Annotated in this window: 14 protein-coding genes; all 14 read left to right on the top strand. The window is 41.2% G+C overall.

Annotated elements, in window-relative coordinates:
• Positions 1 to 62: 62 nt before the first annotated feature.
• The 14 genes from PSE60_RS02235 (at position 63) to PSE60_RS02170 (ending at position 12,077) form a co-directional block, all read left to right on the top strand.
• Positions 63 to 593, top strand: coding sequence for a fimbrial protein (locus PSE60_RS02235; RefSeq protein ID WP_272664448.1), 531 nt, complete (start codon positions 63 to 65; stop codon positions 591 to 593).
• Positions 594 to 672: 79 nt separating this feature from the next.
• The gene (locus PSE60_RS02230) at positions 673 to 1,224 is read left to right on the top strand and encodes a fimbrial protein (protein ID WP_272664447.1); all 552 of its coding nucleotides are present in this window, start codon (positions 673 to 675) and stop codon (positions 1,222 to 1,224) included.
• A gap of 20 nt (positions 1,225 to 1,244) precedes the next feature.
• Positions 1,245 to 3,935 (top strand): outer membrane usher protein, encoded by a 2,691-nt coding sequence (locus PSE60_RS02225; protein WP_272664446.1) that lies wholly within the window; start codon positions 1,245 to 1,247, stop codon positions 3,933 to 3,935.
• Positions 3,936 to 3,970: 35 nt separating this feature from the next.
• Complete coding sequence (locus PSE60_RS02220) at positions 3,971 to 4,723, top strand: fimbria/pilus periplasmic chaperone (RefSeq protein WP_210838753.1); 753 nt, start codon at positions 3,971 to 3,973, stop codon at positions 4,721 to 4,723.
• Between the two features lie 13 nt (positions 4,724 to 4,736).
• Positions 4,737 to 5,318, top strand: a complete 582-nt coding sequence (locus PSE60_RS02215) for a fimbrial protein (protein ID WP_210838756.1) — start codon at positions 4,737 to 4,739, stop codon at positions 5,316 to 5,318.
• A complete protein-coding gene (locus PSE60_RS02210) occupies positions 5,311 to 5,865 on the top strand; it encodes a fimbrial protein (protein ID WP_042845557.1) in 555 nt (184 codons plus the stop codon). Before PSE60_RS02215 ends, PSE60_RS02210 begins: the two co-directional genes overlap by 8 nt.
• Before the next feature lie 10 nt (positions 5,866 to 5,875).
• On the top strand, positions 5,876 to 6,361 hold the full coding sequence (locus PSE60_RS02205) for a fimbrial protein (RefSeq protein WP_042845556.1): 486 nt from the start codon (positions 5,876 to 5,878) through the stop codon (positions 6,359 to 6,361).
• Positions 6,361 to 6,891, top strand: coding sequence for a fimbrial protein (locus PSE60_RS02200; RefSeq protein ID WP_042845555.1), 531 nt, complete (start codon positions 6,361 to 6,363; stop codon positions 6,889 to 6,891). Before PSE60_RS02205 ends, PSE60_RS02200 begins: the two co-directional genes overlap by 1 nt.
• A gap of 15 nt (positions 6,892 to 6,906) precedes the next feature.
• Positions 6,907 to 7,749: an MrpH family fimbial adhesin gene (locus PSE60_RS02195; RefSeq protein WP_210838758.1), complete on the top strand. Its 843-nt coding sequence runs from the start codon at positions 6,907 to 6,909 to the stop codon at positions 7,747 to 7,749.
• Positions 7,750 to 7,763: 14 nt separating this feature from the next.
• Entirely contained in the window at positions 7,764 to 8,033 is a 270-nt protein-coding gene (locus tag PSE60_RS02190; RefSeq protein WP_210838760.1) for a helix-turn-helix domain-containing protein, read from the top strand.
• A gap of 379 nt (positions 8,034 to 8,412) precedes the next feature.
• Positions 8,413 to 9,381, top strand: a complete 969-nt coding sequence (locus PSE60_RS02185) for a siderophore ABC transporter substrate-binding protein (RefSeq protein WP_272664445.1) — start codon at positions 8,413 to 8,415, stop codon at positions 9,379 to 9,381.
• Between the two features lie 3 nt (positions 9,382 to 9,384).
• Positions 9,385 to 10,347 carry an ABC transporter permease gene (locus PSE60_RS02180; protein ID WP_004907840.1) on the top strand — a complete coding sequence of 321 codons (963 nt, stop codon included), beginning with the start codon at positions 9,385 to 9,387 and terminating at the stop codon, positions 10,345 to 10,347.
• The gene (locus PSE60_RS02175) at positions 10,334 to 11,317 is read left to right on the top strand and encodes an iron chelate uptake ABC transporter family permease subunit (RefSeq protein WP_210838764.1); all 984 of its coding nucleotides are present in this window, start codon (positions 10,334 to 10,336) and stop codon (positions 11,315 to 11,317) included. The genes PSE60_RS02180 and PSE60_RS02175 overlap by 14 nt, the downstream gene beginning before the upstream one ends.
• 1 nt (position 11,318) lies before the next feature.
• Positions 11,319 to 12,077: an iron ABC transporter ATP-binding protein gene (locus tag PSE60_RS02170; protein WP_102138091.1), complete on the top strand. Its 759-nt coding sequence runs from the start codon at positions 11,319 to 11,321 to the stop codon at positions 12,075 to 12,077.
• The last annotated feature ends 118 nt before the right edge of the window (positions 12,078 to 12,195 follow it).

Genomic DNA, 12,195 nt, shown 5'->3' with positions numbered 1-12,195 from the left:
AGATTAATAATAACTTGTTATTTTAATTTGTGTTGTCTTTTTATCTAATGGAAATGTATAAAATGAAATTAAATAAACTTGCTTTAGTATTAGGTTTAGGTCTGGCTGTGGTTGCTGGTTCTGCTTCTGCAAACCAAGGTGGCGGCCAAGTCACTTTTAAAGGTTCAATCATTGATGCTCCTTGTTCAATCCCACCAGGTTCTCAAGCATTTGAAGTACCAATGGGTGCTATCGCAACATCTGCATTAAACGGTGGCGGTAAAAGTCTGGCTCGTGACTTCAACATCCAATTAGAGCAGTGCGATATCACGACTCTGAAAACTGTTCAAACTACATTTACTGGTACGCCAAGTGCTTCTGTAACTGATGGTTTAGCTATCGCTGGTACTGCGAAAAACGCAGGTATCGTGATCACTGATTTCAACGGTACTAAAATTGCTTTAGGTGCTAAATCTCCATCTCAAGCTTTATTCACTGGTGCAAATACACTGCGTTTCCAAGCGTATTTGCAAGGTGATGCTGATGCAACAAACAAACCAGCTGTACCAGGTGAATTTGACGCAATCGCAACATTTGCTCTGAGCTACCAGTAATTGGTACCGCCCGTACAAGGATGTATGGGCACTAATTTTAATGCGTTGAAATTGGTTATTAAGTTGAAATGGAGTCGCTATGAATCACTTTGGCATCATTGTCATGGTGCTTTCAGGAATGATATTTGCCCCGATAGCGAGTGCGCAAAATCAAAATTCTCGGGCACAAAGTCAGTTCAAAGGAACTGTCACTATGGGCGGTTCAATTATTGAGAGCCCTTGTGCAATTGATGCAGATAGCCGAGATCAATCAGTTAACATAACAACTGTACCGGTTAGCCAGATAATTAACGATAGAGAAAGTCCTGCAAGTAATTTTTCTATACGCCTTATCAATTGTGTTCTAACACCGGTAACTCCTGGAACTCCTAATTGGCAAACTTTCAATATTACATTTGATGGCCCAACAGATGGCCGCAGCTTCGATGTTTTCGGGCATGCAAATGGGTTGTCAGTAAAAATTTCTGATATAGCTGGAAATGTTGCAATACCTGGTAAGGCAATGCCTGATTTACCCATTAGAGCGGGGGAGACAACTCTGCACTATAAGGTGCAGGTAGTACCTAATAATAAACGCTTAAAACCAGGAAATTATCAGACAACTATCCGTTTTAAAATGGATTATTACTGAGTTATTACTAAGGGACTATTATGGCTCTGCGATTAAAAAGTAAAAATAAAGTATTTAATAACTCAGTAAGTTATTTTTTAACGCCTGTTGCTACCATGGTGTTTATAGCCATTGCTCATATAAATTTAGCTAATGCGAATAATGATAGTATTGAGTTTAATACGGATGTTTTAGACCTTCAGGATAAAAGTAATATTTCCTTAAATGAGTTTTCTCGAGCTGGCTATGTCATGCCAGGGAAATACCCATTTAAAATTAATTTAAATAGTCGCGACTTAGCTGACACTTTTGATATTGAATATATCGCGGATCCTAATGATCCGAGTATGACAGAGCCTTGTTTAACGCCAGATGTTGTCGACCATATCGCTTTGCGCGATGAATGGAAGCAGAAGGTTGAGTTTGCTAATAAGAGCCAATGTTTAATTCCTGAAACGATCCCAGGAATGACAATCAATGGTTCTTTAGCCAAAGAAACTATCACAATTACGGTACCTCAGGCTTATATCGAGTTTACTTCTGATAACTGGGATCCACCATCACGTTGGGATGAAGGGGTACCCGCTCTAATTTTTGACTATAACTTGAATGCTAACGTGACAAGACCTGCGGATTCAGCCAATAAACAGTCGGTTACTGGTAATGGTACTACAGGTTTTAACCTTGGTGCGTGGCGGTTTAGGGCTGATTGGCAAGCAAGTTATAATCGTACTAATGGGCAGCCGACAGACCGGAAATGGGATTGGAGCCAATATTACGCTTATAGAGCAGTAAAAGAACTGAACGCGAAGCTGACTATGGGTGAACAATTTCTGCGTTCTGGGTTATTTGACTCGTTCCGCTATATGGGGGTAAGCCTTATCTCTGATGAGAGAATGTTACCACCGAATTTACGTGGTTATGCGCCTGAAGTCACCGGTGTTGCAAGAACCAACGCAAAAGTTATTGTGACTCAGCAAGGGCGAGTTATTTATGAAACCCAAGTTGCACCAGGGCCTTTTCGTATTCAAGACTTAAGTGATGCGGTAAGCGGTAAATTAGATGTCCGCGTCGAAGAGCAAGATGGCTCCGTACAAGAATTTCAAATGAATACCGCCTCTATTCCTTACTTAACTCGCCCAGGCTCCGTGCTGTTTAAGATCGCAGGTGGCCGACCGAATAATATGGAACATGAAACTGAGGGACAAGGGTTTGTTACCGGTGAGTTTAGTTGGGGGGTTTCCAACGGTTGGTCATTATTCGGTGGTGGTATAGCCGCGGGTGATTATAACGCGTTATCACTGGGTATTGGTCGAGATTTGCTGGCTTTTGGTGCAATTTCATTTGATGTCACCGAGTCACGAGCAAAACTGAAAACGGATAACAAAATCTATACGGGTGCATCGTATCGCTTAAGTTATTCAAAACGTTTTGAAGAATATGATAGCCAAGTAACCTTTGCTGGATACCGATTCTCTGAACGTGACTTTATGAGTATGAACCAATACTTAGATCGCCGCTATAGAGGTGTGGAATTCGATAATAGTAAAGAGCTGTATACGATTACATTTAATAAGTATTTCACAAATGCAGACCTGACGGCTTATCTGAACTATAACCACGAAACCTATTGGAATAAGCCAGCGGCAAAACGCTATAACGTTTCTATTGCGAAATACTTCAATATTGGTCGTTTTAAAAATATCAATTTAAGTTTAACGGCATTCCGCAACAAATTTGATAATAGAAATAATGACGATGGGCTATACATGAACCTCTCTTTGCCATGGGCAGATAGAGCATCAATTAGCTACAACAATATGATAACGAAAGATGGTAACTCACACACTGTCAGCTATTTCGACTCCGTTGATGATAAGACCAACTATCGTGTTGGTACTGGGGTGAGTAGCCGAGGCCGTGGAACTATTGATGGTTTCTATACGCGTTACGCAGATTTAGCAACAGTGACTGCAAGTACCAGCTATATCAATGGCGATACTTCTTCAGCCGCCTTTTCTTTACAAGGTGGTGCAACAGTCACAGGTCATGGTGCCGCACTGCATCGTATTAATACCCCAGGTGGTAGCCGTGTGATGGTGGGTACTGAAGGTGTAAAAAATGTACCTATCCAAGGTTTTGGGCCGAGCACTGAAACCAATATTTTTGGTAAAGCGGTGGTCGCCGATATCAGTGATTACTACCGTACCAATACACATATTGATGTGACTCAATTGCCTGACAACGTGGAAGCTATTCGAACATCTCAGCCAATTACGCTGACCGAAGGGGCAGTTGCTTACCGCGAGTTTGAAGTGTTATCAGGTATTAAAACCATGGTGAGATTGGCATTGGCTGACGGTAGTTACCCGCCATTCGGCGCCACCGTGAGAAATGAGAAGAATAGAGAGCTCGGTATCGTGACGGACAATGGCTCCGTGTATATCTCTGGTATTAACCCAAATGAAGTTTTAGATGTGCATTGGGATGGAAGTGTGCAATGCAAAATTCAGGTTCCAGAAAATATTACAACGGCTGAATTTAACTCACTGTTATTACCGTGTACAAGCAGCCCAAGTGTTGAACCTGGGTATATGCCAGCAAAAGCCGTTCCTGTTGGGCAGTCAGCTCCAGTTTACAAACCTGCACCGATTAAACAGGGCGTAGCACCGAGTCAGCGTTGGTTATTGAAACCACCGGATATTGCTTACAGTGCAGATTATACCGAGTAACTCACGTTACTTGATTTTATAAATAGTTGGTACATATGAATATTAAAAAAATTGCATTTTTTACTACGACAATCACGTTATCTGCGGTGCTATGTGGGCAGGCTTTGGCCGCGATTGCACTTGATAGAACACGCGTCATTTATAATGGGGCTGAAAAGACCATTAGCTTGAATATTAAGAATGAAAACACAGAGTTACCTTACCTTGCACAGGGGTGGATCGAAGATGTAAATGGTAACAAAATTGAAAGCCCACTCACAGTTTTACCCCCGGTTCAACGTGTAGAAGCGGGGGAAGGTAGCCAAGTTAAAATTCAATCTCTCCCTGATGTTGCCGCATTGCCTCAGGACAGAGAGAGTGTTTATTACTTTAATTTACGTGAAATTCCACCACGTAGTAAAGAAGCGAACGTATTACAAATTGCATTACAGACGCGAATTAAATTGTTTTATCGCCCAAAAGCGTTATATGCCACACGCACGGATTTAGAAAATCCATGGCAAGAAAAAATCACGCTAACACGTAAGGGTGATGCCTACGAAGTCACGAATCCAACCGCTTATTTCGTCACTATTGTAGACGCAAGTACAAAAGTGGGCGGAGACACGGTGAAACAGTTTGAGCCTGTCATGATCTCACCAAAAAGTAATGGAATGCTTAAAGGTAGTGCAAGCGCCATGGGGGCAAAACCAGTTCTAACTTATATCAACGATTATGGTGGAAGGCCTAAATTGACGTTTGGTTGCGCTGGTACAACTTGCAAAGTTGAATCTTCGACGGACAGATAACGGGGAATAACGTATGAAAAGGACTCTCCTGTTCAGCACTATCTTATTCGGTTTAGTTCCAGTGTTCACCTTTGGAGCAGACAGTTGGGATATTGATGGATTACACGGAACATTGACAGTAAATGGCATGATGACCGAAGCACCTTGTACGATGGATGTGACTAATTCAATGCGCCAAGAAGTGTCTCTAGGGGAGATCCCTTCTTATTCACTCCGTAAACCGGGTGATAGAGCTGAGCCAGTTTCATTCGAATTAGAATTTAGACATTGCATTCGCACGGAAAGCCGAATGAAAGACACGAGAACGGGTCGAGCGCTTTGGGATGCAATGCAACCAGTGATAACTGTCTCTTTTGTTGCTGTATCAGATCAGCATTTTCCAGAAATGTTAAGTGTAAAAGGCGTCTCCGGCTTGGCGTTAGAAGTGACAGATGCACAACGAGAAGACATCAGGCTAGGAAGCCGAGGTCGTCCTCAATTTCTCGATGCACCGCAGGGAACTCTTCAATATTTTGTTACACCAGTGAGAACTCCCGAAAAACTGACGGAAGGAAGTTTCAGCGCCGTAATGGACTTTAAGGTGGATTATGAGTGATTTAAATAAGCAGCGGTACCTGCTGGCATCTTGTCTCGCTGGACTATTTTTTACATCGGTTTCTTATGCCGGATTACCCGATTCGCGTATTAGCCCATCGGGAAATACACGGGCGACAATCACGCCGGGTATGATAACTGTACCGATTAAAGGGGTTGTTTTGGCTCCACCGCCTTGCAAAATCAACGGCGGGAATATCATTAAAGTCAATTTTGATGAAATCATGAGTACGCGAATTGACGGTAACGCTTATTCAAAACCTATAAATTACAATATTAATTGTGAGAAAAGACCAACATCACAAATGAAAATGACGTTGGTTGGTGTTCCTGCATCTTTTGATAACGGTGCAATTGAAACAGATCTTCCGGGTTTAGGAATTGCTTTTCGTTATAACGGAAGCAAGCTTCGATTAAACCAAGAAATCAAGTTTGTTTACCCAAATGCGCCTCAGTTTGAAGCCATACCTGTTCGTGATTTATCCACAACATTAACAAAGGGTGGGGTTTTTCATGCAGGCGTCACTATCAAACTTGATTATCAGTGAGGGAAAAATAATGCAAAGAATAATGAAAAGACTTCCTCTGATAATGAGTTTGTTAGTTATACCTAGCAGTGCCGTGATGGCAAATGATGTGGAGTTTACGGGAACCTTACTAATTCCACCGCCTTGCACTGTTTTTGAAGATAAAGTCCACGTTATCGAATACAAAGATATTGGTTTACATAAGATTGATGGTGTCAGATTTACGAAACCTATTAATTACGCTTTGAAGTGTGAAGACAACTTAAAAGGTTGGGACTTAATGCTAACTATCAAAGGGACTGCAACAGATTTTGATAAGTCGGCACTGGAAACTAATTTCCGAGATCTTGGCATGCGTATTACCCAAAATGGTTTAGGTTTTGAAATCAATAAACCATTAAAAATTACCTATGGGCAACCGCCTGTTTTAGAGGTTGTTCCTGTCAAGCGATTGGGAGTTACGTTGCCTGAAGGAGGCTTTACTGCAACAGGGACATTGCTAGCGGAGTACCAATAATGAACAAACTAATTCAATGTGCAGTAGCAGGAGCCTTACTTATTAACTTTAATGCTGCTTTTGCTGTGCCTGATAATTTAAGAGTTATCGGTAATTTAGTAGAGGAACCTTGCACTATTTTACCGGGTGATGAAAACATTCCGATGGATTTTTTTGATACACCGGAGAAAAACTTTTATGCCTATGGTGAAACCCCGCCTAAAGAGTTTGTGATTAAGTTGTCTGACTGTGACACGACAATAGGCAAATTTGTGGAAGTCACCTTTTCAGGAACGCCTAATCTAGCACTGCCTGGTTTTTTAGCATTATCAACGAGTAGTGTTGCATCCGGTTTCGCGGTGGGGCTACAAAATTCAGATAAAACACCACTGGCGATTGAACAGAAAGGCTCGAAGCTAACGCTACAAGATGGTACTAACCAGTTGCGGTTCTACGCCTATTTAAAAGGTGAACCGGATGCTATTGCTGATAAGACAATAAAAGTAGGGCCTTACAGTGCTGTAGCAACATTTAAATTAGATTATGAATAATAAGGCTGAACTAATATGAAAGTTTTTTTATCGCTCTTGTTTGGTGCAGTCATGTTGTCATCTACTGCATCCGCCTCTATTTTTTCTTATATCACGGAATCAAGACCCGGTAATAACCCAAATAATGGGGATGCAGACTATAAGTATGTTATTGCTCGCTGGGACCCTGAATTGCCAACTACGTATAATCCTTGCTTTGGGTGGTCGAAGTGCTATCTCACCATAAGCCATAAGCATACCGCTAGTGGAACACCGGGGGCGGCAACTGTCGAGTTGGCCGAAATTTCTAAGTATCGATACATGCGTGACATTCAGAATATACCCGGTGTTTTGGCAAGGGCGACAGCTCCAGCAACACAGTGGGCAGTTCATACCGGAGTTAGGCTGCAAAATAACCAAGAGTGCGTGGGGCTGTTTTACCAAGATCATACTGGGGTTACAAGTAGAGGTGGGTTAATTCCCGGCTCATTATGTGGTATTGCGCCTCCACCGATTGGAGCTTGTAAGATCAACAATACGATCCCAGATATCAACTTTGGCCCAATTAGCGAAGCAGAACTTGCTGGCCAATCAAAACAAGTGAACATCAGTGTGACATGTAACTTAGCAATGGATGTTTTGGTGATTGCCACAGGTGTTAACGTGACAAATGGCCGTGTAAATTTACGGGCAGATAATAGCTTATATGCGAATTTGTATTTAGGTGGGAACGATACCCCAGGGGAAAATGGTTACAAAATCCATGTACCTGCTGGTGGAACAAATTCGGTCACCCTGAAAGCAGTATTAGGTACCAATGGCCGAGTTCAAGCCGGTCAATTTGAAGGTGCCGCAGCTCTTATTTTAACTGTGCCTTAATAAATGGTGAAAATATGTATTCAGAAAACGGCAGTGAAAAAATCCATTATATGGTAGGTCAGAGGATCTTAGAAAAACGTAGAGAACTGGGATATACAGGGTTTCAGTTAGCTCAGTTGTTAGGTGTTAGTCAGCAACAAATCTCTCGTTATGAAAGAGGCAAAATCAAAATTGATTTGTTTCATTTATTTAAACTCTCATTTTTGATGGGCACACCGATTGATTGGTTCCTTGAAGATATTAGTTCTCAGCTCAGTGAAAATGGGCGACTGGATGATATGTAATAATGAGCATTTAAATGGGCGTTAATGGTAAATAGGTTGAGATGATGACTTTATGTCGCCTGCTGTAATAAAAGTAGTTATGCAAACAAGTACAGTCGAAAGCTCAACCTATTTATTCTACTGAATGAAGTGTCATCACACGCTGCCAAATCACGTTTTTATTCAATTTTCCTCGCTTTTTATATTTTCCTTTTCTTTTAAAACATTAAAACTCATGGATTCAACGTATTAAATTGATGTTTTTGTGCGTTGTGACAACTTTTCGGTGAATGCAAATGCAAACTAATATCATTTGCGCTTATTTGCGTGTAATATACGCTAAATTGTGAATCACAAAATTTAATCATCAGTACTTTTATCGATGGACGGAGGACATTAGATGTTTGCAAAATCATTAGTTTCGGGTATTGCTTTGTTATCTGCGTTAGTATTAGCCGGTTGTGATAACGCGAAAGACACGACAGAAACAACTCAAGTTGCAGAAAAACAAACTATTACGATAGAACATGCCCAAGGCAAAACCGAAATTCCTCGTCACCCTCAAAAAGTCATTGTGATGAACATGGAAACACTGGACATCATGGATGCACTGGGAGCCCCAGTTGCAGGCGTTCCACAAACCAACGTTCGCTTCCCTGAATTCTTAACGAAATATAGTGGTTCTGAATACGTTAATGGCGGGACATTATTTGAACCTGCTTATGAAACATTAAGTAATGCTAAACCTGACCTGATTTTAGGTGGAAGCCGTGCTCGTGACGCCTATGACAAACTCAGTGGTGTTGCGCCAACAATTTCATTAGACATTGATAACAAAAACTTTATTGGTAGCTTAACTGAACGTACTAATGAACTTGGTGCATTGTTTGGTAAAGAAGAACAAGCCAAAAAACTGATTGCTGACTTCAATACCAAAATTGACGGTATCAAAGCTAAAGCGCCTACTGCGGGTAAAGCGATGGTGATCTTAGTCAGTGGTGGTAAAATCTCCGCATACGGTCCAGGTTCTCGTTTCGGCTTTATCTTTGATGTATTAGGTTTTGAACCTGCTTATGTGTTTGAAGAAAACACCGGTCGCCACGGTAATATCGTGAATGCCGAGTTACTGGTAAAATTAAACCCTGACTGGTTATTTGTTATCGACCGTGATAGCGCAATTGGTAAATCTGATGCACAGCCAGCGGCTGAAGTATTAGATAACGCATTAGTGAGAAAAACCGCCGCGTGGGAAAAAGGCCAAATTACTTACCTAGACCCAACTGCTGTATACATTGCGGGTGGGATTCAAACTTACTCTAAGTTAATGGACGATATCAATACAGCATTAGAGAAGAGCCAAGCAAAATAACCAATGAAAACGCTTTATCTTTTTTGTGGAATTATCGCGTTATTGGTTTTAGCGGTATTAAGCTTGTTTATTGGAGCGGGTGACGTATCACCCGTTTCGCTTTTCACCGACCCAGAGATGCAAGACATCTTTTTTATTAGCCGAATTCCCCGAACCGTCTCCTTGATTTTAGCAGGTAGCGCCATGAGCGTTGCTGGGCTAATTATGCAATTACTAACACAAAACCGCTTTGTTGAACCTTCTCTTGCAGGGACAACCCAGTCAGCCAGTTTAGGTTTATTGGTCGTTATGGTGCTTTTCCCAGCAGCAAGTATTATGACTAAGATGGTGGTCGCTAGCGGTTTTGCACTTCTTGGCACCATGTTGTTTATGGTGCTATTGCGTCGTGTAATTTTAAAATCCGCCCTGATAGTCCCCTTAGTAGGGATTATGTTGGGTGCAGTGATTAGCGCATTAACCATTTTTACTGCTTATTATTTCGACTTATTACAATCACTTGGTGCATGGATGAGCGGTGACTTTTCTAGCATCATTCAAGGCCGATATGAACTATTGTGGTTAGTAGGAATATTAACGTTAATTGCTTGCTGGATTGCCGATAGCTTTACGGTTGCCGGTATGGGACGTGAGTTTTCAATTAATGTTGGCCTAAATTATCGCAAAGTGATGACCATCGGTTTATCGATTATCGCTTTAATCAGCGGTGTAGTAGTCGTGGTGGTCGGGGCATTACCTTTCCTAGGCTTAATTATTCCAAATCTCGTGAGCTTAGTGATGGGAGATAACATACGTAAAACCATCCCATGGATTTGTATCGCTGGCGGTGGCTTAGTTTTACTGTGTGACATTATTGGGCGCTTAATTCGCTATCCATTTGAAATCCCTGCAAGTGTGATTTTAGGTGTTGTTGGCGCGGTGATTTTTTTATATTTATTGTTGAAGCAACAACGTTATGCAAAAAGTTAATACATCAATAGCGTTGCCTAAGAAAAGGGTAACGCCGTTGCAAAGAATATGGATACTACTGGCATTGTCATTGTTATCCATTATTCTTTATATGACGGTCAATTTGGGCAGTAACCTTGCCTACATTTTGCCGCATCGAGGCTATATTGTTCTCACGATGATCGTGGTGGCTTTCGCTGCTGGGGTTTCAACAGTTCTCTTTCAAACCATTGCTAATAATAAGATACTGACCCCATCTATCATGGGGTTAGAAGCATTATTTATATTATTACAAACCATTTTTGTCTTCTATACCGATAGCTTTCCATCCTCTTGGTTATTGAATATTGGTAAATTTTTATTAGAGTCCACATTACTTGTGCTGTTCTCTGTTCTGCTTTATCGCTGGTTATTTGTGTCAGTTAAAATGAATATCAACCTAGTATTGATGGTAGGTATCATTCTTGGCACATTATTTCGCAGTGTGGCGACATTACTACAGCGTTTAATGGACCCCAATGAATTTTCTATTTTACAAAGCCGGATGTTTGCAACCTTCACGAAGGGGACTCCCGAACTGATTATATTTACACTGCTGATTACAGCTGTGGTGGGTATCTTATTATGGCGCATGCGCTATTGTTTTGATGTTATCGCGTTAGGGCAAGCCAATGCGGTGAACTTAGGGATCAATTATCGCCAACAAGTCACTGTTATTTTGTTACTTATTTCAATCTTGGTTGCCGTTTCTACGGCACTGGTTGGCCCTTTAACATTCTTAGGCTTGATGGTCGCGAACTTAGCTTATTTAGTGGCTGGCAGTAGCCAGCACCGCTATTTGCTCCCCGTTTCCTTTCTACTTGGTGTCATTGCGCTGATTGGTGGCCAGTTGATTCTTGAGTATGGTCTAAATATGGCGGGAACATTATCAGTCGTTATCGAGTTTGTCGGCGGAATTTTCTTTATTTATATGGTGTTAAGAAGGTTTTAGTATGATTGAAATTAGTCAGATATCGAAAAGTTATCAGGATACTAAAGTCTTAGATAACGTGACAACAACAATTAAAAATAGCGGTATTACCTCAATCATCGGGCCTAATGGTGCAGGTAAATCAACACTGCTGTCGATTATTGGGCGTTTGTTACAGCCCGATGACGGCGGTTATGTCAAAGTGAATGAACTCGATGTCTCAACAACACCCAGTGATAAATTAGCAAAATGTTTATCGGTTTTGCGTCAAGAGAACCAATTTGCGAGTCGATTAACCGTTGAGGAACTGGTTGGTTTTGGGCGTTACCCATACACGAAAGGCCGTTTAACCATTGATGATAAAAAGAAAATTGATGAGTCACTCTCTTTTCTTAATTTATCAGATTTGCGTCACCGTTATTTAGATGAATTATCGGGTGGCCAACGACAACGAGCTTATGTTGCAATGGTTTTATGTCAAGATACAGAATATGTTTTACTTGATGAACCGTTGAATAATCTCGATATGAAGCATGCAGTGATTATGATGAAATTACTGCGTAAAGCAGCTGATGAGCTGGGTAAAACGATTATTTTAGTCATCCATGATATTAACTTTGCATCAGTTTATTCTGACTACATTGTTGCACTGAGAAATGGGCGTCTGTCTTATCACGGTAAACCAGAAGAGATCATGAAATCTGAAATTATTGAGGATATTTTTGATACGCCAGTGGATATTAAGCGGGTGGATGATCAGTATATTGCTCTTTACTACTAAATTTTCGTCATCCTTCGCACTGTAGCGGTGTTGGCTTCGTTTAGCTACTCGGGTCACATACCTTTGTATGCTCCCCGAGATATCTTCTCTTGCCGCCTTGCTACAGTTCGAATGATTT

This window comes from Providencia sp. PROV174 (genome assembly GCF_028480685.1).
Classification (GTDB): Bacteria; Pseudomonadota; Gammaproteobacteria; order Enterobacterales; family Enterobacteriaceae; genus Providencia; species Providencia rettgeri.
Note: the sequence above shows the minus strand (reverse complement) of the source record. Positions and strands in the feature narration are given on the sequence as shown.